Genomic DNA, 25,112 nt, shown 5'->3' with positions numbered 1-25,112 from the left:
ACTTTTTCGAGACCTTTTGCGATACTTTCATTTTACCGAAAACACCCGTGGCACGGATGTATTTGTAACCCTATGGGAAGCCCGCCGTCTTGATTTGTCTTATGAGCTGTTTACAGATGAGGAACGAAAAATGTGCAAGTAGCACCTTGAACCATTCGGATATCACGCGAGTTAAACCCTCGCATACGATTTATACCTGCGCTTTCGATTGCTGGCAAGCGGAAGGTACGGTTGCTCAAAAGTAAGATGACATTCTCATCATGAAAGGAGTTGGAATTGAAATGGATGATTCAATAAAGCAGGAAGAGCAAGAACGTAATGAGTTACCCGGCTCAGCTCTTATTCCATCCGAATTACATATCCTTGTGACAGAGGCCGACATCAACGGATACGAAATATCAAAGATGAGTGATTTTATGGGGCTGTATGCGCAGTACCTAACTCGCTCATTAGCAGAAAGCTCATTTGTTGAAGTGGTTTCAAGTGTGCCTATTGCAGACATCGGTATTATCAATGATGTTATTCAGCAGGCTGCTATTGTTGCCAAAGGAAATGTTACACTTGTTCCGGATTTTGACAGTCTCCCTGTAGGTATAAAAGAAAAACTTAAAAAGGGCCTGTATTCTATTGGTGATTCCAAACAGGTTGATGGCAATCTTCGTGCAGTAATCTTGGATGAAAACGGAGTTCGTGTAAAGGATATTACACTAAAAAAAGTACTAAACAACCCCGGAACCCTTGAAACCACTCGAAGTATCGCAAACCAGATGCAAATGAAGCAGATCCAAGACACGCTGGTTGCAATTCAAGAAATGCAAAGTTATCAGTTGGATCGTGACCGCGACAGGGATATTCTCACTCCGTTCTTTGACGCTCGTGATTATATTTTACAAGCGCAAAACGCACCATCTATCGAGACGAGGAACCTACTCCTTGAAAAAGCGTCTGACCGGATGACGACAGCTTTGAATAGTGTTTATTCAGAAATGCGTACAGCCTCATTACATCTTGCTAAGAATACAAAATGGTCATTGTTCCACAAACAATCATCTATTGATACGCTTCTTTCAAACCTTTCTGATGACTTGCAGTTGGCGACAAAATTTTCCGGTGTCCAGATGCAAGTGTTTGAGGCGCTTGGAAGAAGAGAAGATTCAAGGCGGGTGCTTGATCGTTATCAAACAGTAATGCATGATTTTATTACGCAGGAGATTGGCGGAAGAGGCATGTCTGCCATCGAATTGATGCACGACAATTTTCATTATTCAGAGGAAACCACCGATTGCTGGTACACATTTTCTAAAGAGTTGGAGCCTGCGTTGGAAAATACACGACAAGCGATTGAAAACAAACAAGTCTATATAGTTTCTGTGGAGGATGTTGAAGATGAGCAAGGGAACTGAAGAAGTACGAAAATGTAAAATATGCGGAAAAACTATAGTCGGAAAAAACAAAACTGGCATCTGTTCTGCTTGTAAAAAGAAGGCTGGTGACACTGGCGTAACCGTATTAGGTGTTCTTGGGTTAATAGCAAGTGGCGTCTGGACCGCAGTAAAGGCTTTTACGAAAAAGGATTAAAGATTGGCGCCATCAAATGATTACTTTGTAATCGCGCTTATGATACGGCCAATGAACCCGCGCTTACGATTCGTACTTGCGCTAACAATACCTAAACTTGCGCTGACGATTGCTGGAAAAAGGTTTCACTGTATCAAAATTATCAGCATTTGCCATTGAATAAACAGAAAGAACCGCATCAGATAGCCATTTTTCGGTTGTTTGGTGCGGTTTTTCTTTTGTCTTAAAATCGCTGAAAAATATTAATAATCGGGGCGGTTACTACCACGTTACTACCGCTTTTCTTCACCCCGCCTAGTCTCCTCCAACCATAAAAATACCCTGCCAACTCAATCATCAGCAGGGTATACGGCTCTATTCTTTTCTTTCCCGTCCCGAAAGCTTTTTCTCAATCTCCAGCAATTCACAATATAGCCTTGCCTGATTTTCTGCAATCGTATTCAAATTTGCGTTAATCCATTCAAGCTGCTTCTTTAATTCTGAGTCCATTTTAATAACCTTCTTTTATCGTATTTGCTATTCAGCATATAGATATTATAAGGATATTTCAATTTCAGCAGCATAAAATGATAATTTTTATCACATAGAAAAAGCCCGTCGATTATGAACTGCCCCCCATTTGTTAGACAGTATGATATACTTGAAAACAAATGGGGTGAATTTTTATGCCAAAAGGAATACCAAACAAGCGATACACGGGCGAATTTAAGCAGACGGTTGTAGAAATGATGGAAAAAGAGAAATTAAGTTGCCGTGAAGCAGCTAGACAATTTGAGATTCCAAATCACGAAACGGTAATTTCATTATAAGTTTGGCTATTTAAAACGCCTTTCAGTGGATCGAGTTTTTTCAGCGCTTCATTTTTATCAGAATCAAGTTGATTGATAATTGTATCAGAAATTTGTTTAACCTGAGACTTGACGTTTGAAACATCAGATTCAGTTACGATTTTACCAGACCACTTGATTCCTTTAATTGTTTGATCTAAATTGTCCATTTCCTTAATAAATGGTTTAACTTTCTTTTCTGTTGCTTCCGAAATACCTTCTCCAAACAGATTCACCGGCTCAATAGAATCCGATGCAGCGTATCCAATACCTTGGATCGCCAGCGTCGCAGCCCCTCCAATAATCGCAATCGTCCCGAAAATGGGTGCGCCAAGGGCAATCGCAACCGCACCAATAGCAATCACAGCAATCGCCGCTGTGGAGGTCCAAAATTCACCAGACAGCTCTTTTATGCCCAAACTTTTTGCTGCATTTGAGGCAAATTCTGATATTTCTTCTCCAACCCACTGAATACTTTGTCCCAAAACGCCCAAACCGCGTCTAAAATTTTCACTGTGTAAGTAAGCAAACGCAAATAATCCAGCGACTAATGTAAGCCCGGCGCTTATTTCAGCAAATTGTCCTTTAAATTCCTTTAATCCAGGGACCAGATTCATTAGTCCTGAAAATAGACCAGAAGAAATTTTCCATGTAAGAAATGCAATTCCTATTTCAAGAACAGTTTTCAAAATTTCTTTAATAAGTGGTTTATACTGCTCAAGTTGTTCCTTTATTTTTAATATATTCCCACTAACTGCATCTGCTAGCGCATTATAAGACGGCAAATCTATTCCCGACAGGATATTCCCACCAGCGCCGGCGCCAGTAGCCAAGCCCGAGTCAAAACCATTTCCTGCATCCGAATTTAAAATATGTAATTCATCAAATCCGCCGATCAAATTATCAAGTTGCTTTTTGGACTCTTTTGCTTTTTTCCCGATGTCGCCAACACCATTTGCGGCCTTATCTGCATCGTCAGCGAAACCGGAAAATCCAGTATTCAGCGAAGAATAATCGATTTTCGGCATTTTGAATCCAAAGAAAGAAGCAAGCTCACTCGCGAGATCACCAATTACTTCAATCACCGCGGTAACCGGTGGTAAAATTGCTTCCAGAGCTGGGATAAAAATGCTGCCGATTGCACGACCCGTAATCTGTAACTGTGCCTGTAAAACGCGCAGAGCATTTGCCGGAGTTTGAATTGTACGAGCCATATCACCCTGTGCGTTCACACTTCGTTTCATTATAGCAATATAGCGCAGTTCGGCTTTGTCAGCCTGCGTCAGGTTATTTACTTTTTCATTGATTCCTAAGTTATAAAGTTCCTGCTGTAAGCGTGCATTTGAAATGTCAATGCCGAGGCTTCGGGCAGCCCTCGATTGTCCGGTATAAACAGATTCCAACTTTTCAAAGGCTGTCCCGGTGCTGATATTATAGAAAGAAGCAAGGTCATAGCCCAATTGAGTCATGTTTTCCGACATAATCGTGGCTTGCTTGTTGGCAATACCGAAAGAAGTTCCCAATTCCTCAAATACGCCCATATAGCGCATAGCTTCGCCGGAATCCACGCCAAGAACATTCTGCAATGATTGAGTCAGCTTTTCGCCGGATTGTGCAGATTCCCCCATTGCCACATCAAACAGGTTCATGTTTTCGATGTAGGAATTGATGTTGTTAATAAAGCCTCCGAAAGTATTTGCAATCTGTCGAAGGATAAAATACCAGCCATAGAAGCGGCCCATGGAAAAGAAGCTGTTGGACGTGGAACCAAGGCTTGAAAGCTTTTCCTTTGCGCCCGAAAGCGACTGCTTCAATCTATCGACAAAGCCGGTTGCTTGTCTGCTGCTGGCAGACACTTCATTTGTCGCGCTAACTACGCGTTTTAAATCTTCCACACTTGCGGCTGTAGACGACGGTCCCTTAAACGGCTTATATTCTCCATAATCAGGCCGAACAGATTCCGGAATATATCTTGAAGCTTCATTGGAAAATCCACCCAAATTTTTCTGGATAGTAGTAATAGGTTGATCGTGGCAAACCAGACACTTCAATCAAAAGCGAAATTTTATGTTTATGCCTCAGTTGCCAGATCACTTGCGCCCTTTGTCGCGGCGTTCCTCTTGTAAAACCAAGGCATTCAATTTTTTTAAATAGTCTACCTCCGCACGCAAACGCTGGTTTTCTGCAATCAAATCTTCTACCTTTTTGTCCAGCTTTGGTTTGCGTCCTTTCTGGGAACCACTGGTTGCACTGGCTCTGCCTCGTCTTTCTCGGTATAAGCCTTCCGGTCCTTCTTCCAGATAAATTCTTTCCCAGGATGCCACACGCTTGTTACAAGACACATGAAACTGCCTTGCCGCCTCGCAGTAACTAAGTTTCTCTGCGCGCATGGTTTCTACAACCTGTTGCTTAAACTCACCCGTATATCGTTTTTCTGGTACTCCTTTTGGCATAAAAACACCCCATTTGTTTTCAGTATACCATACTGTCTAACAAATGGGGTGCAGTTCATTGGGCTCGAGGTTCTTTTATCGTTCTTCATGTGCAGCGGCTGGTCGGTCTTTTGGGGAAACCGGCGCGGCGTCGATCATCTGCTTATACTGTTTGAGCGTGTCGCGGATGGATTTTTCTGGCGCGGGATACGCAAAAATCTTGTATTCCTCCGGCAAATCGTCCCTACCATTATACTGCTCGATAAAGCTGTCTCCGGTGTTCACGATATAGCCGTTTTCGGTGAATGTGCCGCCGTCCTCCAAAGAAACGTCTCGCCCGTATGCCTCGTAGTCAATGTAGTTTTCCAAATATTCCGACACTTCCAGCGATCCCATTTCGTCAATCATGTAACGGCCCAAATCGTCCTCGTCGCAAATACCGGGGTAATATTCGTAGCAGTCGAGATTTTGAGCAAGGTTAATCAGGTCTTTTAGACTGCCCGTGTAATCGCCGTAGGAAAGGGCGGCTTCAAACTTCTCCCGGTCGCCCTCGTCCAGATCGTCCAACAGGGCGGCAAGATAGTTCAGATCATCCAGATCGGCGTATTCAGAGAGGCAGTCATACAGACCGGAAACATCGGTTTCATAGTCCGTGATGAAAATTTCCTCATACCGAACACCGTCTACATGGATACGCTGGAAAAGGGCCTGAACTTCCTCGGTAGTGGCGGGGAGCTTCAAAAACTCCCCGTCCAGATACCCTTCGTTGTAGCGCCCAAGATTAGTGACAAAGGCTTCAATCGCACTCATTACCAGCCTCCCCGCGACCCTGCCCCTTGACTGTCAGAATACCGTCCAGTGTGGTTGCCGTGATGTTCAGCCGTCCGGCTGTGGCAATGTCGTTTTTCATGTCCTCGTTCATACCGTCGCCGCAAACGACAAGCACATGGGAACGGTGCAGAAGGTCGCGCCCTATGTCGATACCGCTTTTGTGTTCCTCCGGGATGGCGTCGTTGAGAATTAGAGGCAGGTAAAGCAGGGGGCAAACCGGGGAAAACCCGGCCTCCTATACCGCCCGGCAATACCGCGCCGCCTGTTTCGCATCTGTATCGTGATCGCCGCTCCATGCGGCAGTGATGTATGCCAATGGTCTTTTCAAGTAAAAGCACCTCCATTTCTGTTGCGCTGAATGTGTCAACCTTTTCCCGCCCCCTTTCCACTCATGGAAAGGGGGCGGGAAAAGGGAATAATCCCCGTCGCATGGCCGCAGGAAAGCATAGCCGGAGCCCGCCGTCAAGAGCAAGGCCGCTTCGCGGTGGCGCGCCGCGCCACTCTTGACGGCGAACATCCGGCTATGCTACGGGAATTGCGGCGACGGGGAATAAATCCTTTGAGCATCAGGGCACGGGGCAGCGCCCCGTTCGTCGTTGCAAACTTCGCTTTGCTCGTTTCCGCCTTGCGGCGAAAAGCTCACACGCTCCGTTGCAACTCCTCTCCCCAAAAAGTCTTGCGACTTTCCGGGGGGCCCCAGTAACATCGGGCCAACTTGGCCCGATGTTACTTCTCCTGTTCGGTCTGGTTTGGCAAGCTCCGCCTGCTGGCCTTTCCATTCATCTAACAGCTCACCGTTCAGCGTAATTTCGCATTGCATAATAACGGTATTGGAAGCCGGATTCTCCACTTCCCATATGCCGGTGCTGCCTTTCGCACCGCTGGAAAAGGACGCCTGAGCACTCACCTTGTCGGTGACGGTGACTTCCTGCTTTTGAAGCCGGGACAGGATTTCCTGCCGTGAAGGGGTGCTGCCGTTTCCCGGCTCCGCGCTGCCGGTATCGTCCAGCGACGGAGCGGACGACGAGGGAACGGAACTGGACGGCGGCGGGTTCGGGCAGGGGTGCTGATTTCCGCAACTCCGCAAAAGTAGCAACAGGAGAAGGATTCCAAGGATGTACAGCCATTTGCGCTTTCGCCCTTCATCCTCCTTCTTGCTTTTGTTTTCGTTGATTTTTTGAGTTGTCATGCGGTTTTCTCCATTCATTCAGAAATGAAAAAAGGGTCTGATTTTTCAATCAGACCCTACGGGAATATGCTATCCCTCCTTTCAACTTCGGGTCAAGTTGGCCCGAAGTGACTTCTATATACAAAAACACCGCCTGTAGTCTCACTAAGGCGGTGCAAGTGCCAATTTTCTGTTTTTGGTGTAAATACTGCTTGCAGACTGTCTGCAAACCGTTGCTATTACTGGGCTTTTTCAAGTTATACAATTGCACCCGACCAAAATCGTTTCTATAGAAATTGAGCAATCATTTCGTAGGAACGATTTTATTTTGTGCTATAATTTAAGAACAAGAAGCCAAGTCTTTGTTAAAACAAATAAACATTATCAGAGTTATTTTTAGTTTCACTGTGTTTTTATGATATACTGATGAAAATCGAAAGGAATAGTCATATTGCATATTGACTTATGGTGACGAAAAAGTGTTTGGAAATACTATTCAACAAGTTAAAGAAATTAAGAAGTATACCGACGATAGAATTAGAATACCTTTTGCATATATAATCTTCTTAGTTGCAGTATTCATCTTTTTGAATCCGAAATATATTACTCTTATAGGTGCTTCGAATTGGGTTCCCTCAAATATAAGAGAGATTGCTTTAACATTTGCAAGCTCCTTATATTCTCAGATAATTATCATCTTGCTCATTTTGGGTTCTATTTGGTTGGCATTAACTATGTTATCACGTGTATCTGTATTTAGAAAAATTCTGCCCAAGGACGTTGATTACACGAATAATACAACTGTTAGTTGGAATGAGTATAGTGCCATTGCGAAAATATCGCATGCTATAAAACAACTAGTCACCACTTGGTGGATTTACTGTTTTTCGTTGAATGTTTTATTCGGTAGGTACTGTTATACTAATTTTTTCGATACAAACAACGGATTAAATAACTTAGGTGATATTTTAAATAGTAATTTAAAAATCATGAATTGTTTATTCTACCTGAATATCTTGTGTGCAGTTTATTATATATTGAAGGCTCTGTTTGAAATAAGAAAACCGACCCGAAAAGTATATTTGAAATATGACGATTTGAGTTTTTATCATTTTATAAATTCTTTTGAAAAGGCAAATAGTCTAAAAGAAGTCTATAAGACAATAATTTTAAAGGAAAAGTATTCAGACAAACAAAAATACTTGCTTATTCATGTTCAACTTTCAAGGTATGGTCTAGTAAAGGACAAATTCACTGATGAACTTATTAGCCAAATTGAGCCAATACCTGAATATCAAAGAACATATGAAATTATGGATTCTTCAGAGAATTTATCTGATATTGTGTACAATTTTGAATCGCTTAAAGATAAGGCATGACAACCAGCAGATTTCATTAAAAGAACGGAGTCTTTTTCTGGTAATTCAGCGATTGATCTTCTAAATTGATTGTGATATTCGTTTGCCTGATGCCGAAAACCTTTATTTTATGTGGATCCCCGAGTTTGTCGTTATGAACACTCACACCAAAGGAAATCGAAGATTGACAGAATAAGCCACTTAGGTTCGAATCCTGTCACCTCGATTAAAGAAGAATACGCCATTGATAAAAAAGTATCTCAAATGAGATACTTTTTTTATTTTAGGAAAAGTAATGCATGTCGAACAAATCTGAATCAGTCATATTTCAAACAAGCTTAGCAGTCATTCCATCCTTAACAATCGTACAAAAAAATATTTTTGTCACTTGACTTATGAAATGCATAGTACTAGTATTATAGCATGATACGGTTTTCAATACTATGTAAAAAGGTATGTTAAACCATGAAGCATTATTATAATATTAAATTGAAATTTGCGATAAATATTTGGAATCTCTTATCTAAATATTAATTGCTGAGGGAGATGGCTATGGAAAATTATATAATTAGTTGCTGCTCTACAGCAGATTTTAAAAAAGAACATTTTAAAAAAAGGGATATACAATATGTTTGTTTTCACTATGCACTGAATGGTGTTGAGTATAAAGATGACTTGGGAGAATCGGTTCCTTTTGAAAAATTTTATAGGGAAATGTCGTTAGGAGCTTCTACAAGAACGTCTCAGGTGAATTACGAAGAATTTATTGAATATTTCACACCATTTTTAATGGATGGAAAGGATATTCTTCATGTAAGCTTATCCAGTGGTTTGTCTGGTGTATTCAATTCTGCTAATTTGGCGAAAGAGACATTACAAGACAAATTTCCAGACAGAAAGATATATATTATAGATTCCTTAGGTGCATCATCAGGTTATGGACTTATCATGGATAAACTCGCAGATTTGCGGGATGATGGTTTGACTATTGATGAAGCATATGCATTGATTGATGAACATAAGTTAGAGTTACACCATTGGTTTTTTTCAACAGATCTCACTTTTTATATAAAAGGAGGAAGACTTTCAAAAGCTTCTGGAATAATCGGAACAGTACTTGGTATTTGCCCGCTACTTAATATGAACAACCTTGGAAGGCTTATCCCACGATATAAAATCCGTAGTAAGGGAAAAGTTATAAAAGCTATTATTGATAAGATGGAAGAGCATGCAGTTGACGGATTGGAGTATTCCGGGAAATGCTATATTTCGCAAGCAGGATGTTATGATGATGCTGTAAAGGTGGCGGAGTTAGTGGAGAGTCGATTCAAAAAATTAAATGGAAAAGTAGAAATTAACGATGTAGGGACAACAATTGGAAGTCATACAGGCCCAGGAACAGTGGCATTATTCTTTTGGGGCGATAAAAGGAATAATTAGTAGGATGGATGTGGTGATATGAAAAAAAACATAGGAAAAGTGATAAGAATCATAACGGTACCACCTATATTGTTCTTATTACTGATTTGCTTTATTTTTTTAACACGAAAAGAGGTGTTTCAGTCTCCATTGGATTTGGTTGCTGCAATAATCTGTTTAGTGGTCTTACCTACACTGGCATATCCCCTTCAGCATTGGATTCCTTATTTTAGGGATAAAGGAAGGGAAGGACAGAGAAATCTTGCTATTTATATTACATTTTTAGGATATTTTCTTGGCGCAATATATGGTATATTAACGAATGCCACACTTATGTTGCAGATGATTTTTGATACTTATTTAATATCTGTTATTTTACTATTAATCTTAAATAAAGTTTTTAACATTAAGGGCAGTGGACATTCCTGTAGTATAACAGGCTGTTGCGTATTTCTGTATTTTTATACGGGCATGAGCATTTACTTTATATTTATGTTAGGTATGCTGCTTCTTGTATATTGGGCTTCGCTTAGTACAAAACGGCATTCCTTTATACAATTGTTATTAGGAAGTGGTTTATGTGTTATAGGATTTTATATCACAAATTTGTTGTTAGATGTTATATGAATAATTTAAGATTTGAATACAAAGATTTTCCTTTCCCCCTTCGGCACAAGGGTTCCCCCATCGAAATTGAATAGGCGACCGAGATTGAATCCCGCGGAGCCTTGATTCAGATAAGATCTCAGAAATCCCTTTTTTCAATAGCCATGTTATAAATATGGGCATATATTGTAAGGAAAAGGGTGGTTTTTATGCTTATTCATGTTGTGAGTGCCGGTGAATCACTATGGCAAATCGCGAACTATTATCATGTTTCAATGGAGTCGATCATCTCTGCCAATGGGCTGTATAATCCAAATTTACTTGTCGTGGGCGAAGCACTGGTCATTCCCTTAGAAGATGTCGTCTATATTGTGAAGCCCGGGGATACATTGTGGATGATCGCACAGAATTACGGGGTAACCGTTCGGGATATATTAAAAAACAACAGCATATCAAATCCGGATCATATTTACCCGGGCCTTGCTATTTATATTCCGGTAATGCGGCATCGCGTCATGCCCGGGGAATCGCTGTGGATGATCGCGCAGCGCTATAATGTTTCCCTGCAGGATCTGATCCAGGTAAACGGAATCGAAAACCCGAACAATATAAGTCCCGGGATGATCCTTATTATCCCGAGTAAAACAAGACCCGTAATCAGTGTTAACGGATATATTTATATGCTTGGGCAGGCTGCCGTGCCAATCGTTCGCCAGAACGGCGGTTATCTGACTTATCTGAGCCCGTTTGCCTATTTAATTAAGGAGGACGCCAGCCTGCAATCCATCGACGACGGGCCGGCGCTTCAAACCGCAAAATTGGAAGGCGTCATTCCGATGATGGCCGTCACCAACTTTACCGCAACCTCCAGAGGTGAGAATCTTGCTTCGGCGATATTAAATAATCCCGCAATGGTTCAGAAGCTTCTGGATAATATTGTTGAAATCATGAAGCAAAAAGGATACCAAGGCTTAAATGTAGATTTTGAAAACGTCCTGCCGAAGGACCGTATCGCTTATAATAATTTTCTGGAACAAGCCGCGGCGCGAATGCATGCAAACGGCTATTTTCTTTCCACCGCCGTTGCACCGAAAACCGGGCCGACACAGCAAGGGCTTTTGTACGAAGCGCACGATTATCCGGCGCACGGCAGGATTGCCGATTTCGTAATTCTGATGACCTATGAATGGGGGTACCGGAAAGGTCCGCCCCAGCCAATTTCACCGATCAATAAAATCCGCGAGGTTCTTGACTACGCCGTTACGACCATTCCGAGAGACAAAATCTTTCTTGGTTTTCAGATTTACGCCAGAGACTGGACCCTTCCGCACAGGGAAGGAGAGGAAGCCGAAACCTTCAGCCCTCAGGAGGCCGTCGCACGGGCCGCCCAGTTCGGCGCGGAGATTCAGTACGATTACGCCGCGGAGTCTCCCTTTTACCGGTACACGGATACGCAGGGAAGAGCGCACGAAGTTTGGTTTGAAGACGCGCGGAGCGCACAGGCAAAGTTCAACGCTGCCAAGGATTATCATCTGGGCGGAATCAGCTACTGGGCTCTCGGTTACCCCTTCCCGCAGAACTGGGTCCTGCTCGAAGATAACTTCATGGTCAGGAAATAAAGGATGGCAATCCGTACAAACACGATTTGGTATGAAAAGACCTCCCCGCTATTTTGTCAGGTCGGCAGACCGTAACTTAAAGATCGGGAAGGTTTCTTTTTGTCCATAGCTTAGGCTTTTATCAACCACAGAGCCGGTGGATTCTATATCATACAAAAAAAGCATGCAAAAGAACTTCATCAGTAGGAAGGTTCTTTCGCATGCCGGTTTTATATAGCCCATCAGGCGTCCATTGCTTCGCTGAAGAATTTATTATGAACCGCGATTACAGCCTTGTCTGCATCACAGCGATCGATCAGAACAGAAATCTTAATTTCGCTGGTAGCAATCATCTGAATATTGATATTGGCTTCATACAGCGCCTCAAACATTTCGGCGGCTGTGCCCGGATGCGTTTCCATACCCGCGCCGACGATCGAAACTTTTGCGACATTTTCATCGTATACCACACTGTTTGCGCCAATCAGTTCCACATACGGATTCAGAATATCAATGGTTTCTTTCAGGTTTGCCTGGCTGACCGTAAAGCTGATATCTTTTGTACCGTTTCTGCCGACGGACTGGAGAATAATATCAATATTAATGTTTTTGGCAGACAGTTTTGAGAAGATTTTAAAAGCGAGGCCCGGCCGATCCGGAACACCGATAATTGAAATGCGGGCGACATCGTCGTCCTTTGCAATACCGCTGATAAGCATTTTTTCCACTTTTGTTGCCTCCTTAACGATTGTGCCTGGTTTTCTGGTCAAACTGGAGAGGACCTCAAGCTGGATACCGTATTTCTTCGCCATTTCCACGGAACGATTATTGAGCACCTGTGCTCCAAGCGTCGCCAGTTCCAGCATTTCGTCGTATGAAATATATTTAAGCTTTCTTGCATTTTTCACTTTACGGGGATCGGCTGTGAAAACGCCTTCCACGTCGGTAAAAATCTGGCAGAGATCCGCTTTCATTACCGCCGCGATCGCAACCGCGCTGGTGTCCGAACCGCCGCGGCCAAGCGTCGTCATATCATTGTAGCGGTTAATGCCCTGAAAACCGGTTACGATGATAATATTCCGTTTATCCAGTTCTTTTTTAATACGGTCCGGCATGACGCGTTTAATTCTCGCGCTGCCGTAAGCCGAACTGGTATAAAATCCCGCCTGCCATCCCAGAAGCGATACAACCGGATAGCCCAGCTTTTCGATAGCCATCGCCAAAAGGGAGGCGGAAATCTGTTCGCCCGAAGTCAGGAGCATATCCATTTCGCGTTTTGAGGCACCGGGATTAATCTCACTCGCTTTTGCAATTAAATCGTCTGTTGTATCACCCTGAGCGGAAACAACGACAATCACGTCGTTCCCCTGTGAATAGGTCTTCGTAACAATTTCCGCAACATTATAAACCCGCTCGGCATTCGCAACGGAACTGCCGCCAAATTTCTGAACTATTAGACTCATTAAGTTCCATCTCCCATATCGATTAAGAATTATTCAATGGATATCTGTGCGCCGTCGGAATCGGTCGTGAATACTTTAATCTGCCAGCCGGTAATTCCTTTTTCCTCCAAATGATTTGCCGCATATTTTGCAAACACATCCGTATCTGCCGCGTCAATCATGGAAACAATGGTCGGTCCGGCACCGCTGACGTAGGTTCCTAGCGAACCGAGTTCGTAGCTCAGACGGAAAACATCGTCCAAATGGTCAATCAGACTTGCCCTGTAAGGCTGGTGAATCTTATCCTGAACGGCTACACGCAGATTTTCAAGTTTTCCGGAGAAAAGAGAAGCCGCCATCAGCGCGGACCGGGAAAGATTGTAAACCGCGTCGCCCCGCGAGTATTCCTGAGGAAGAACCGAGCGCGCCTTCTCTGTTTTCAGTTCAAAAGGCGGAATAAAAACGGCAAACCGGATTTTTTCCGAAACAGGAACGCTTACGCTGTAAACCCGGCCCGCTTCCATAGCCGAAGCGGCAAGTCCGCCCTCGATGGCCGGGGTTGTATTGTCCGGATGTCCTTCGATTGCGGCGGCGAGATTAATCAGTTCCTGAACCGAAAGGGGGCTTCCCAGAAGGCGGTTTGCGCCCAGAATCCCCGCAACGATACACGCCGAACTGCTCCCCAAGCCGCGCGCCATCGGAATATTATTCAATTGTATGATCTTCAGGCCGGGCAGCTTCCGGCCGCATTTTTCGTAGACCTGCTTCGCCGCCCAAAAGATCAGATTGCTGTCGTCGGTCGGTATTTCAATTGTATCCTTGCTGGAAATATCAATGGTATCGGATTCTTCCATCCAAACCTGGTTGTATAAATTCAAAGCAATTCCCAGCGAGTCGAAGCCGGAACCCAGGTTTGCGCTGGTTGCCGGTACTTGGATTCTTATCATGTTATCAACATCCTATATTCGAATTTACAGGTCGCCTATGCGGATTGTATTCTCCACACGCACGCCGAGTGATTTCAATTCCTCCAGCTTGGAAAGGATTTCTTCTTCCTTCATGCAGTCGGTTACAAACGCAATCTCGCCGCTTTCCGCCTTTTTGCGGGAAAGGCGCGTTATACTGCCGAAAATATGATTGATATTTTTCAGGGCAAGCGTTTCGTCATCCGCTTTTGCACGAACAAACATGCAAACCGTATTGAGGCGGTAATCCTCAATATAATCCTTGGAACCGTCTTCCCAAAAAAGATATTTCCTCGCTTTAAAATGCTTTACGCAGTCGATGACATCCGCAACAACGGCGCTTGCAGTCGGAAGCTTGCCGGCTCCCTTGCCGTAAAACACCACGTCGCCGGTGGAATCGCCGCGCACCATAATGCCGTTAAACACATCGTCTACCGTGGCAAGCTGGCTTTCACGCGGAATAAACATCGGGCAGACGATAATTTGCAGTTTGCCATTTTCCAAAGCGTGAACCTGTCCGATCAGCTTGACCACACCGCCCCAGGCGGCTGCATATTCCACATCCGCCAGCGTGATTTTTGTAATGCCCTCCGTGTGTACCTGCTCCGGATAAACATGCTTGCCGTAAGCCAGAGAAGCAAGGATGCAGATTTTCCGGCAGGCGTCGGCGCCTTCGATATCCGCGGCAGGGTTGCGCTCCGCATAGCCGAGTTTTTGCGCCAGAGCCAAAGCGTCCTCGAAGGTCATCTGTTCGCGGATCATTTTCGTCAGTATAAAATTGGTGGTTCCGTTCAGGATTCCTGCAATTCCAACCACATCGTTTGCGGCAAGGCACTGGCTGATCGGCCGGATAATCGGGATACCGCCGCCGACGCTTGCTTCAAACAGGAAGTTCAGATTGTTTTTCTGTGCAATTTTCAAAAGCTCGGCGCCCTTTGCAGCCACCAGTTCCTTATTCGAAGTAACAACGCTCTTCCCCGCCTCAAGGCAGGCTTTCACATATTCAAAGGATGGATGAAGTCCGCCCATCACTTCTACCACAATTCTAACCTCGGGATCATTGAGGATTGTATCAAAGGATTTCGTGAACTTGCTTTCAAACGGGCTTCCGGGAAAATCCCGTAAGTCCAGTATATATTTAATGCTAATCTGTTCTTTTGCACGTCTTGAAATATTTTCCGTGTGATTGGTCAATACCTCCACCACACCGGAGCCGACTACGCCGTATCCCATAACCGCTATTTTTACCATATGTAGCACCTCCTGTTTTTTCTACTCGAACTAAAAAATAATTTAAAACACTTTAACAGTTTACCATGAATCATCGCAACATTCAACTTGCAAATTAAACGAAATGCAGATGCCTTGGATAAGGCATCCGCATAAGATTGACAGAAAATTTATCCAGCCGGGAGAATCGAATGCGAAGTACGGTCGTTCTGCGTCTGCTGATTTTTATGGGAATTCTCCGGGGGCGAAGCATGGGAATCCCCGCTCTGCGCCGAACTCTGCGAATCTCCGGAAGAATTGGGGGTATTCTCTGAACTGGCAGAACCCGAACCATTGCTCTGCTCGCTGTCGGAACTGGATTCATCGGGACGCGACGTATACGCGGAACCGCCTCCTGCATGAACCCCGTCACAAGTTGCAGGCATATTGTTTTTATCATACCACCCGATCTGCGTATCCCCGTCCGAACTCGAATTTGCAAGCAGACCGGTTTTGGTGCAGAACGCCGCGGACACGACGTTGGGGTCATAAGTGAATTTCAGTCTGGCTTTATTCTGCAAGTATTTCGCCATAATCGTCTTCCATGTAGATGCGGCGTAGGTCGTGTTGGTAAGATGGGCCGGCGTTAAATAACCCGTCCAGATGCCGGCCACCGCATACGGCGAGCCTCCGATAAACCAACTGTCCTTTTCATCGTTGGTGGTACCGGTCTTTCCGAATACCTCCCAGCCGCTGATCGCCGCGCCGCGTCCGGTACCGTGGGCGCCGGTTACGACATTAGTTAAAAGACGGTGCATAACGGAAGAAGTCGTGGAGCGGATCGCCTGCACGGGGATTGCCCCCCGGTTATCGAGGATGACATTTCCGTCGTGGTCGTCCACATGATAGAAGGTATACGGCTTGTAGTATTTCCCGCCGTTCCCAAACATTTCAAAGCCCGCCGTCATTTCGCGCACGGTTACACCTTCGCTGAGTCCGCCGATGGCCATTGGCGCACGGTTGTTATCGGCAGGGACAAGGCTGGTAAAGCCCAGCTTCTCCCGAAGGAAATTGTAACTGACATTCGGCGTAATCGCGAATCCAACCTGGGCGGCGGAGGCGTTCAGGGAGCGTTCGAGCGCCCATTCCAGAGGAATCCTCCCCCAGTATTTTCCGCTTGTATTTCCCGGCCCCCAGTTTTTCGGGCCTGCGCTGCCGTCGCTGAACCAGTCCGGCAGCGGGTTATCATTCACCAGGGAAGAATAGGTATACTTCCCGGATTCAATTGCCGGGCCGTAAACCGCCAAAGGCTTAATCGTGGAACCGGGCTGCCTTTTGGAGGTTGTGGCAAGGTTGAGCGGACGGTTGCTCGTTTTTTCGCCCCTCGAACCGACCGTTGCCAGCACACGTCCGGTATAATCCATTGCAATATAACCAGCCTGAAGCTTTTTATTGCTTCCGAAAACCTTGTCCGATTTTAAGGTATCCTCCGCAATGGTCTGCATATCCGTATCCATCGCGGCGTAAATCTTCAATCCGTCATGGTACAGCATGTCCACAGCCTTATCGCTGGAGCAGTTGTAATGCTCCATCAGGCCTTCTTTCACGTCCTCAAACAGGGTATCGACATACCAGTTCCAAATGGGGACATTGTTTACGACATTTTCGGATTTCTTTCCGACAAATTTCATATGCTCGGATTCCGCCATTGCCTTCTGATAATCCGCCTCTGTAATCTGCCCCTGATCATGCATTTCCTTTAATACCGTCTGCTGGCGCTCTTTATTCAGATCCGGGTGAACCAGCGGCGAATATTTGGCCGGATTCTGCGTAATGCCGGCAATCGCGGCGCACTCCGCAACATCACAGTCCTGTATATTCTTTCCGAAATACAGGTTTGCCGCGGACTGCACACCGTTGCAGCCGCTTCCGAAATTCACAATATTCAGATAAGCGGTAAGGATTTCCTCTTTCGAATATTTCTTTTCCAGATTCAGCGCACGGAAAATTTCCTTTACCTTTCGGGTAAGGCTGACGTCCTTATCCCCGGTAATATTTTTGATCAGCTGCTGCGTAATGGTTGAGCCGCCGTAGCTGCTCCCTTTCGAAAACAGGGTTGTGACCGCGCCCAAGGTTCGTTTCCAGTCGACGCCGTTGTGATACATGAAACGCTTGTCCTCAATCGCAACAATCGCATCCTTCATCGCCTTTGGTATCTTGTCATAATCCACCCATACCCGGTTTTCGCTGCTGTAAAGGCTCTGGTACTGTACCGGATGGGCACTGTCGTCATTCGGGCCGTTCACATAAATAAAGCTGGTATAATTCAGCTGCAGTTTATGTAGATCATAATCCATCGTTTCATTTTTCAGGCTGAGAATAAATGAAAACAGCGAAATGGAAACAATCATTCCGGTAATGAATAGTATGGTGAGAATTGTAAGAAGGCTTTTGGAGACGATTCTGCCGATTGATTTCGATGCGCCGTTTCCCTGGGAACCGGCGTATTTGTTTATATCGGTTTTTCTCATCGGAACCACCTTTTCGGGTAAAAAATTTCTTAAATATCACTAAAAAGTGAATAGATTTCCATATTTTTCAAATAATACCTAAGAGGTGATCCATTTGAAAAAAAACTGGATTGTGTTGCTATGCGCTGTTATTGTAATGATTGCGGGGCTGGCTTTGGTTTTATCGCAAAACCATATATCTGGTACACCTGTAGCTACAAGCTCAGATATATTAGCTAATTCTACCCCAAAAGCGCCATCAAGTCAAGAAAGCAGCGAAATTATAGCCATGACAAGCAAGAGCAACGTATACACTGTAAAGGAATATGAGGGGCATATCGGCGTCTTTTTTAACGATGAAAGGAAACCTTATGAAGAAATACAGGTAGAAGTTTCCACCCTCCCGGAGGCAGACCGGAAGCTTCTGAAAGACGGCATAAAAGTTACGGACACCGACCGTCTCAACAGTATTATTGAAGACTATGAAAGTTAATACAAACGAAGAAAGACTTTTTAAAACCGGTAAAACCGATTTTGAAAAGTCTTTCTTTGCCGCGCGGGAAATGTACGGAGAAGAATAATGATTCTTCCGTTTTGTGATAAAGTTTTTAATTGGAAAGATTTTATGAACGTAAAATACAGGAGGCAGCTATGGAGTATTCACCCTTGGTAATCGGTGTGGCGGGAGGCACCGGTTCCGGCAAAACGACGCTCGCAACGAAACTGAAACAGGAAATTGCCGGCAATGTTATTATCTTATCGCACGATTTTTATTACCGTGCCAACACGGATATTCCATATGAGCAGCGTGTAAAAATGAATTACGACCACCCCGACGCTTTTGAAACCGGATTGCTGGTGGAAGATATCAAAAAGCTGAAGAACGGTCAGGCAATAGACCATCCGCAATATTCCTTTGTAACGTATACCCGTACAAACGAAACCGTCCATGTGGAACCGGCGGAGGTAATCATCGTCGAGGGGATTCTGATTTTTGAAAATAAGGATTTATTGGATTTAATGGATATCAAAGTTTTTGTTGACACCGACGCGGATATCCGTCTGATTCGGCGCATCACCCGCGATGTCAATTCACGCGGCAGAAGCCTGGACTCTGTTATCACGCAATACATAAAAACCGTGAAACCCATGCACGAGCAGTTCGTCGATCCGAATAAAAAGAAAGCGGACATTATTATTCCCCGCGGCGGGCAAAATCTGGTGGCGCTTCATATGCTGGTTGACCGTATTAATACGCTCATAAAACAGGCAGCCCAAGACCAAAAAGAGAAATAGAACTTCGCAGGGCCGGCAGTTCAATACTGCCGGCCCTGCTTAATGCTTTTTATTTTATTTCGCTACAATATTAACCAGTTTGCCCGGAACGTAGATTTCCTTGACGATTTTTTTGCCGCTGATTTCGGCGGCAATTTTTTCGTCCGCCTTGGCTGCGGAAAGGGCCGCGTCCTTTTCAATATCTGCCGCGACATGCAAACGCGCGCGCACCTTACCGTTTACCTGAACGGCAATCTCGACGGTGTCTTCCACGCATTTTGCTTCATCGTACTTCGGCCACTCCTGCTGACAGGCCATTCCGTTCCCAAGCTTCAGCGTTTCCCAGATTTCCTCCGTTACATGCGGGGCGAACGGGTTCAGAAGGATGGTATAAATCTTCAGTTCCTCCGATGTAATAGAACCGGCGTCGGAAATATCGTTCATCAACGCCATCAGCGTTGCGATCGCCGTATTGAATTTCAGGGCTTCAATATCTTCCCCGACTTTTTTAATCGTCTTATGGAAAGCGGTTTCCAGATTCTTCCGAACACCTTTTTCATCGGCAAGTATGTTCTGCAAATTCCAGTAACGCTCCAGAAAACGGCGGCAGCCCTTGATTCCCGCGGAACTCCACGGCGCCGCTTTTTCAAAGTCACCGATAAACATTTCATAAAGGCGCATGGTGTCCGCGCCGTAATCGTTCACGATTTCGTCCGGGTTCACGACGTTGCCGCGGGATTTGCTCATTTTCTCCCCGTTCTCCCCCAGAATCATACCGTGGCTCGTACGCTTCGCATACGGTTCCGGCGTTGGAACCTCGCCGATATCATAGAGGAACTTATGCCAGAAGCGGCTGTAAAGCAGATGGAGCGTGGTATGTTCCATTCCGCCGTTGTACCAGTCGACCGGCGTCCAGTATTTTAAAGCATCCTTACCGGCAAACGCCTCGCTGTTGTGCGGGTCGATATAACGCAGGAAGTACCAGGAAGAACCGGCCCACTGCGGCATGGTATCCGTTTCACGCTTCGCCTTTCCGCCGCAGTGCGGGCAGGTCGTGTTCACCCAGTCCGTCATATGGGCAAGCGGCGATTCGCCGTTGTCGGTAGGTTCATAGGATTTTACTTCCGGAAGTTTCAGCGGAAGCTCGCTTTCCGGCAGCGGAACATAACCGCATTTTTCGCAGTAAACAATCGGAATCGGTTCGCCCCAGTAACGCTGGCGGGAAAATACCCAGTCACGAAGCTTGAAGTTTACTTTGGAATGGCCGATTCCCTTTTCCGTCAGATACTCGGTAATCTTTTCCTTTGCCTGCTCCACGGTCAAACCGTCGAGAATTCCGGAATTCACCATCATTCCGGTTGCGCAGTCGGTAAAAGCTTCTTTCTGCACGTCGCCGCCTTTTACGACTTCAATAATCGGAAGATCAAACTTTTTCGCGAATTCCCAGTCGCGGGTGTCGTGCGCCGGTACAGCCATAATCGCACCCGTACCGTAGGAAACAAGGACGTAATCCGAAAGAAAGATCGGGATTTCCTTCCCCGTTACCGGATTGATGGCAGCAACGCCGTCCAGACGGACGCCGGTTTTATCTTTCGCCACTTCGGTGCGTTCAAAATCGGATTTTCTGGCGGCTTCCGCCTGATAAGCGCGGATTTCCTCCAGATTGCGGAGCTTGTCCGCCCACTTTTCGACCATGGGATGTTCCGGAGAAACAACCATATAGGTTGCGCCGTAAAGCGTGTCCGGGCGGGTAGTATAGACCGTAAGCTTGTCGCCCGTCGTCGTATTAAAGTCCACTTCGGCGCCTGTTGAACGTCCAATCCAGTTAACCTGCTGTGCTTTTACACGGTCGGGATAATCGACAAGGTCAAGGTCGTCGATCAGGCGCTGGGCGTATTCGGTGATTTTCAGCATCCACTGGGATTTTACCTTGCGGACGACTTCGCTTCCGCAGCGCTCGCAAACGCCGTTTACCACTTCTTCGTTGGCAAGCACGCATTTGCAGGAAGTGCACCAGTTTACGGCCATTTCCTTCTTATAGGCAAGACCGTGCTTGAAAAGCTGGAGGAAAATCCACTGCGTCCATTTATAATACTCCGGATCGGTCGTATTGATTTCACGCGACCAGTCAAAGGAAATACCAAGGGATTGAAGCTGCTGCTTAAAACGTGCAATATTCTTTTTCGTTACTTCCGCCGGGTGCACATGGTTTTTAATCGCAAAATTTTCCGTCGGCAGGCCAAACGCGTCCCAGCCGATCGGATAAAGGACGTTATACCCCTGCAGGCGGCGTTTGCGCGCGATAATATCGAGCGCCGTATAGGAACGCGGATGACCGACGTGCAGCCCCTGCCCGGATGGATAGGGGAACTCGATCAATGCGTAATATTTCGGTTTATCGGATTCGTTGGAGGCATGAAAAACACCGGACTGCTCCCATTTTTCCTGCCACTTTTTCTCAATTGGCTTATGGTCGTATTTCATCTTTACCTTCGCTCCTGTTCCTTGGTTCATTTCTTAATATCGGAAATATCTACGTTTTCTCCGTCCTGCCACAAACGGTCGAGATTATAAAATTCGCGCGCCTCGGAGGTGAAAACGTGAATCATAACACTGCCATAGTCCAAAAGCACCCAGGAATTGGAACGGTAGCCGTCGACATGTTCGGGGCTTTTGCCGAGCTGCTTGAGCTTAAACTCGACCTCGTCCGCAAGGGATTTTACGTGGGTGCTGCTTGTTCCTGTCGCCAGTACAAAATAGTCCGCCAATACGGAAATATCTTTAATGCCGATGATTTTCAGGTCAATCGCCTTTTTATCGTCTAGGATTTTCGCGGCTTCTTTCGCAAGTTCGAGTGGAGTCATACTCATCAACCTTTCCTGTCAGTTTTGATTTAAATTCAGTATTGCATGATTGTACGCGGCAATGGTATCCGGATGAATCGGCCGGCCGGCCTGAACCAAATCCTGAATGGTAAAGACGATTCCGTCAGCCACAGCCTGATCCAGGCTTACAACAGCGGATTTCCGCAATTGCTCAACTCCGGCATAATCGCGGTCGGCCGAAATAAAATCGGCCACGAAAAGGATCTTGTCCATGGTTGTCATTTCCGCCCGTCCGGTCGTGTGATACCGTACTGCGTTCAATATTTCCGGATCGGAAATGTGCAGCTCATTTTCAATATAAGCCGCTCCGAGCATGGCATGCCACAGTTTTTGCGCGCTGCGCTCCACGTCGGTAAGTAAAATGTCGTAACGCATCATCATTTTAAGCTGTTCATCCGGAGGCACATCCTTCATGATATCGTGCAGAATACCGGCTGTCTCCGCTTTCTGTTCATTCGCGTCATAGACTCTTGCCAGATGAACCGCTTCGTCACATACGCAAATCGAATGTTCATAGCGTTTTTTGCTTAAAAATGGTTTTATAATCGCCTGATAATCGGTTCTATTCATTTTCCCGCTCCAAATACAACTTATTTTTTACGATATATTCAGCCACCAACGGCGGTACAAGACCCGCTATGCTCTGACCGTTTTTTACAGCGTCGCGGACCATCGTTGATGATATCGGAAGATATTCAATATTTTGTATGATTGTTTTTGCGCCTTTTTGTTCCAGCATGCGCGCGTAATCCAAAAGCCGCGCAAGACCGTCCGCGCTGCGCGGAGCGGCGCAAAGCACGGCAAGCCGATAAATGGTTTCGGGTTCGTGCCATTCCTCAAAGGTGAGAAACATATCCTCGCCCGTTATCAGATACAACTCGGAATCCGGATACTGCTCTTTTAGTTCAAGCAGGGTATCCGACGTATAGCTTTTGCCTTTCCTGCAAATTTCCATTCCGCAGGCTTCGAAAATGCTTTCCCCCGCCGCAAGCCGGCACATCTGAAGCCGATCCTCGGCTGACGCAAGGCCCGGCGCCCGCTTGTGCGGCGGCTGGTAGGTTGGTATCAGGAAAACCTTGTCGACGCCGAGCCGCTGTGCATATTGCTTTGCTATATGAATATGCCCGTTGTGGATCGGGTTGAAAGTGCCGCCCAGCACGGCTATCTTCTGCATCGTTTCACCTTATATCATATCCCTTTTTCGGGGCTTTGGGAAGCGTAATTTTCGGCTCCTTCTCATTTCTGCGGTACAGAACAAATTTTGCACCGATGACCTGCACCACTTCCGCATTGGTCCGTCCGGCGATTTGTTCGGCAGCTTCCCGGACGGGAACCGGCGACGTTTCCAGAACCTTGGCCTTTATGATTTCGCGTGCTGTCAATGCGTCGTCCGCCTGTTTGACGATATCTTCGCCGACGCCCGACTTTCCAATCATCAATATGGTATCCAGTTCATTTGCAAGGGAACGAAGATAAGCGCGCTGTTTACTCGTAATCATCCGTAAATTTCCTTTCTCTTTTCCAACTCTGCGGCAAATGCCCGAAGCGCCCTGCCCCGGTGGCTGATTTCGTCTTTTTCCTGCGAAGTAAGCTGCGCAAAGGATTTTCTGTCCACCAGAAAAACAGGGTCGTAACCAAATCCGTCGTTTCCCTCAGGCGCAAACGCAATTTTCCCCGGGCACTCCCCTTCCGCGGTAATTTTCGTACCGTCCGGAAATACACAGCAGATTGAACAGACAAATTTTGCCTTGCGCGCCTGCTCCGGAACATCTTTCATCGCGTCCAGCAGCTTTTCAATGCGATCCGTATCGCTCGCGCCCGCACCGGCGTAACGTGCGGAATAAACGCCGGGCGCGCCGTTCAGCGCGTCGACCATCAGCCCCGAATCATCCGCTACGGCGGGCAGACCGGTTTTGCGGCAAGCCGCTTCCGCTTTTAAAAACGCATTTTCCGCGAAGGATTTCCCGGTCTCTTCCACTTCTTCAAGCTGTGCGGTTTCTACGGAAATATGGAGCGGAGCCAGAATGCGTTCCAGTTCCTTCAATTTATTTTGATTATGGGTAGCCAGTACAAATTTAGTCATTCAGTCCTCCTGTCTGTCGAAAAGGGCTTCGGCAAACTCATCCGCATTGAATGGCTGGAGGTCGTCCACCTGTTCGCCCACGCCGATAAATTTCACCGGGATTCCAAGGCTTTCGCGAATGGCAAGCACAACGCCGCCGCGCGCGGTACCGTCCAGCTTCGTAAGTACAATGCCGGTAATTCCCGCCGCCGCCTGAAATTCACGCGCCTGATTGACGGCGTTCTGGCCTGTGGTTGCGTCCAGCACAAGAAGGACTTCCTTATCGGCGCCGGGCAGTTCCCGGTCGATTACACGGCTGATTTTCGCAAGCTCTTCCATCAGGTTCTTTTTGTTATGGAGGCGTCCGGCTGTATCGCAAATCATGACATCCGCGTTTCTCGCCTTTGCCGCGGCAATCGTGTCAAATACGACGGAGGCGGGGTCGCTGCCCTCGGCCTGCTTGATCATTTCGGTACCGGCGCGCTGCGCCCATACTTCCAGCTGCTCAATCGCGGCGGCGCGGAACGTGTCCGCTGCGCCCAAAATGACCTTTTTCCCATCCTTGGTTAAGCGGGACGCGATTTTACCGATGGTGGTGGTTTTTCCCGCGCCGTTTACGCCGATTACCAGAATAACGGACGGCTTTGTGCCGATATGAAGCTCTTCCCCGCCCCGAAGCATCTCTGCAACGGTTTCCTGAAGCATTCCCATGATTTCATTCGGGTCGGTAACGCCTTTTTCTTTTACTTTTCTGCGAAGCTCCTTGCAAACATGCTCCGCCGTGGAAACGCCCACATCGCCCATAACGAGCAGTTCTTCCAGTTCTTCAAACAGCGATTCGTCGATCGTTGTAAAGGAGTTCAGCATGGACTCCACCGAAGAGCTCATTTTGTCTCTTGTTTTCTTTAATCCTTCTTTTATTTTTGAAAAAAAGCCCATTGTATTCT

General features: G+C 46.1%; 24 protein-coding genes and 1 pseudogene. 8 read left to right on the top strand and 17 right to left on the bottom strand.

The genetic code is table 11. From position 1 onward, the window contains the following. Window positions 1-281 precede the first annotated feature (281 nt). Both OUY18_RS10260 and OUY18_RS10255 read left to right on the top strand, forming a co-directional pair. Window positions 282-1,403: a hypothetical protein gene (locus tag OUY18_RS10260; protein WP_268058690.1), complete on the top strand. Its 1,122-nt coding sequence runs from the start codon at window positions 282-284 to the stop codon at window positions 1,401-1,403. Beyond that, window positions 1,387-1,578: a hypothetical protein gene (locus OUY18_RS10255; protein ID WP_141826509.1), complete on the top strand. Its 192-nt coding sequence runs from the start codon at window positions 1,387-1,389 to the stop codon at window positions 1,576-1,578. Before OUY18_RS10260 ends, OUY18_RS10255 begins: the two co-directional genes overlap by 17 nt. Before the next feature lie 354 nt (window positions 1,579-1,932). Here the strand turns inward: OUY18_RS10255 and OUY18_RS10250 are convergent, their stop codons facing one another. From OUY18_RS10250 to OUY18_RS10225, 6 genes and pseudogenes are all read right to left on the bottom strand, one after another. Further along, window positions 1,933-2,067 (bottom strand): hypothetical protein, encoded by a 135-nt coding sequence (locus OUY18_RS10250; RefSeq protein WP_268058689.1) that lies wholly within the window; start codon window positions 2,065-2,067, stop codon window positions 1,933-1,935. Window positions 2,068-2,362: 295 nt separating this feature from the next. Then, window positions 2,363-4,300, bottom strand: a complete 1,938-nt coding sequence (locus OUY18_RS10245; RefSeq protein WP_268058688.1) for a hypothetical protein — start codon at window positions 4,298-4,300, stop codon at window positions 2,363-2,365. Window positions 4,301-4,495: 195 nt separating this feature from the next. Beyond that, window positions 4,496-4,858 carry a helix-turn-helix domain-containing protein gene (locus tag OUY18_RS10240; protein ID WP_268058687.1) on the bottom strand — a complete coding sequence of 121 codons (363 nt, stop codon included), beginning with the start codon at window positions 4,856-4,858 and terminating at the stop codon, window positions 4,496-4,498. A 75-nt stretch (window positions 4,859-4,933) separates the two neighbouring features. Continuing rightward, window positions 4,934-5,647 (bottom strand): antirestriction protein ArdA, encoded by a 714-nt coding sequence (locus OUY18_RS10235; RefSeq protein WP_268058686.1) that lies wholly within the window; start codon window positions 5,645-5,647, stop codon window positions 4,934-4,936. Further along, window positions 5,634-5,996 (bottom strand): annotated as a pseudogene (locus OUY18_RS10230) (hypothetical protein). The gene OUY18_RS10235 and the pseudogene OUY18_RS10230 overlap by 14 nt, the downstream one beginning before the upstream one ends. A gap of 198 nt (window positions 5,997-6,194) precedes the next feature. Next, window positions 6,195-6,857, bottom strand: a complete 663-nt coding sequence (locus tag OUY18_RS10225) for a hypothetical protein (RefSeq protein ID WP_268058685.1) — start codon at window positions 6,855-6,857, stop codon at window positions 6,195-6,197. 458 nt (window positions 6,858-7,315) lie between these two features. Between OUY18_RS10225 and OUY18_RS10220 the strand changes: the two genes are divergently transcribed. From OUY18_RS10220 to OUY18_RS10205, 4 genes are all read left to right on the top strand, one after another. Continuing rightward, a complete protein-coding gene (locus OUY18_RS10220; RefSeq protein ID WP_268058684.1) occupies window positions 7,316-8,215 on the top strand; it encodes a hypothetical protein in 900 nt (299 codons plus the stop codon). A gap of 531 nt (window positions 8,216-8,746) precedes the next feature. Next, window positions 8,747-9,634, top strand: a complete 888-nt coding sequence (locus OUY18_RS10215) for a DegV family protein (RefSeq protein ID WP_268058683.1) — start codon at window positions 8,747-8,749, stop codon at window positions 9,632-9,634. Window positions 9,635-9,652: 18 nt separating this feature from the next. After that, entirely contained in the window at window positions 9,653-10,240 is a 588-nt protein-coding gene (locus OUY18_RS10210; RefSeq protein ID WP_268058682.1) for a hypothetical protein, read from the top strand. 188 nt (window positions 10,241-10,428) lie between these two features. Continuing rightward, window positions 10,429-11,838 carry a LysM peptidoglycan-binding domain-containing protein gene (locus OUY18_RS10205; RefSeq protein ID WP_268058681.1) on the top strand — a complete coding sequence of 470 codons (1,410 nt, stop codon included), beginning with the start codon at window positions 10,429-10,431 and terminating at the stop codon, window positions 11,836-11,838. A gap of 221 nt (window positions 11,839-12,059) precedes the next feature. On the opposite strand, the gene OUY18_RS10200 is transcribed toward OUY18_RS10205, so the two are convergent. From OUY18_RS10200 to OUY18_RS10185, 4 genes are all read right to left on the bottom strand, one after another. Then, a complete protein-coding gene (locus tag OUY18_RS10200; RefSeq protein ID WP_268058680.1) occupies window positions 12,060-13,280 on the bottom strand; it encodes an aspartate kinase in 1,221 nt (406 codons plus the stop codon). A gap of 29 nt (window positions 13,281-13,309) precedes the next feature. Next, window positions 13,310-14,206, bottom strand: a complete 897-nt coding sequence (gene thrB, locus OUY18_RS10195; RefSeq protein ID WP_268058679.1) for a homoserine kinase — start codon at window positions 14,204-14,206, stop codon at window positions 13,310-13,312. A 24-nt stretch (window positions 14,207-14,230) separates the two neighbouring features. Next, window positions 14,231-15,475 carry a homoserine dehydrogenase gene (locus tag OUY18_RS10190; RefSeq protein ID WP_268058678.1) on the bottom strand — a complete coding sequence of 415 codons (1,245 nt, stop codon included), beginning with the start codon at window positions 15,473-15,475 and terminating at the stop codon, window positions 14,231-14,233. 149 nt (window positions 15,476-15,624) lie between these two features. Next, window positions 15,625-17,964, bottom strand: coding sequence for a transglycosylase domain-containing protein (locus tag OUY18_RS10185; protein ID WP_268058677.1), 2,340 nt, complete (start codon window positions 17,962-17,964; stop codon window positions 15,625-15,627). Window positions 17,965-18,058: 94 nt separating this feature from the next. Between OUY18_RS10185 and OUY18_RS10180 the strand changes: the two genes are divergently transcribed. After that, entirely contained in the window at window positions 18,059-18,436 is a 378-nt protein-coding gene (locus OUY18_RS10180; RefSeq protein ID WP_268058676.1) for a BofC C-terminal domain-containing protein, read from the top strand. A gap of 158 nt (window positions 18,437-18,594) precedes the next feature. Continuing rightward, window positions 18,595-19,239, top strand: coding sequence for a uridine kinase (gene udk, locus OUY18_RS10175; protein WP_268058675.1), 645 nt, complete (start codon window positions 18,595-18,597; stop codon window positions 19,237-19,239). A gap of 54 nt (window positions 19,240-19,293) precedes the next feature. Here udk and leuS read toward each other — a convergent pair whose 3' ends face one another. Genes leuS through ftsY form a run of 7 tightly spaced genes read right to left on the bottom strand, consistent with a single transcriptional unit; the run spans window position 19,294 to window position 25,104 of the window. Continuing rightward, window positions 19,294-21,702: a leucine--tRNA ligase gene (gene leuS, locus OUY18_RS10170; protein WP_268058674.1), complete on the bottom strand. Its 2,409-nt coding sequence runs from the start codon at window positions 21,700-21,702 to the stop codon at window positions 19,294-19,296. Window positions 21,703-21,728: 26 nt separating this feature from the next. Further along, on the bottom strand, window positions 21,729-22,082 hold the full coding sequence (gene rsfS / locus OUY18_RS10165) for a ribosome silencing factor (RefSeq protein WP_268058673.1): 354 nt from the start codon (window positions 22,080-22,082) through the stop codon (window positions 21,729-21,731). Between the two features lie 18 nt (window positions 22,083-22,100). Then, a complete protein-coding gene (yqeK, locus tag OUY18_RS10160) occupies window positions 22,101-22,673 on the bottom strand; it encodes a bis(5'-nucleosyl)-tetraphosphatase (symmetrical) YqeK (RefSeq protein ID WP_268058672.1) in 573 nt (190 codons plus the stop codon). Beyond that, window positions 22,666-23,277, bottom strand: a complete 612-nt coding sequence (gene nadD / locus OUY18_RS10155) for a nicotinate-nucleotide adenylyltransferase (protein WP_268058671.1) — start codon at window positions 23,275-23,277, stop codon at window positions 22,666-22,668. Before nadD ends, yqeK begins: the two co-directional genes overlap by 8 nt. A gap of 4 nt (window positions 23,278-23,281) precedes the next feature. Then, the gene (locus OUY18_RS10150) at window positions 23,282-23,602 is read right to left on the bottom strand and encodes a YhbY family RNA-binding protein (RefSeq protein WP_268058670.1); all 321 of its coding nucleotides are present in this window, start codon (window positions 23,600-23,602) and stop codon (window positions 23,282-23,284) included. Then, the gene (locus tag OUY18_RS10145; protein ID WP_268058669.1) at window positions 23,599-24,186 is read right to left on the bottom strand and encodes an XTP/dITP diphosphatase; all 588 of its coding nucleotides are present in this window, start codon (window positions 24,184-24,186) and stop codon (window positions 23,599-23,601) included. The genes OUY18_RS10150 and OUY18_RS10145 overlap by 4 nt, the downstream gene beginning before the upstream one ends. Further along, window positions 24,187-25,104 carry a signal recognition particle-docking protein FtsY gene (ftsY, locus tag OUY18_RS10140; RefSeq protein ID WP_268058668.1) on the bottom strand — a complete coding sequence of 306 codons (918 nt, stop codon included), beginning with the start codon at window positions 25,102-25,104 and terminating at the stop codon, window positions 24,187-24,189. Window positions 25,105-25,112 lie beyond the last annotated feature (8 nt).

Origin of the sequence: Caproiciproducens galactitolivorans, from assembly GCF_026672255.1 — a bacterium.
Classification (GTDB): domain Bacteria; phylum Bacillota; class Clostridia; order Oscillospirales; family Acutalibacteraceae; genus Caproiciproducens; species Caproiciproducens galactitolivorans_A.
Note: the sequence above shows the minus strand (reverse complement) of the source record. Positions and strands in the feature narration are given on the sequence as shown.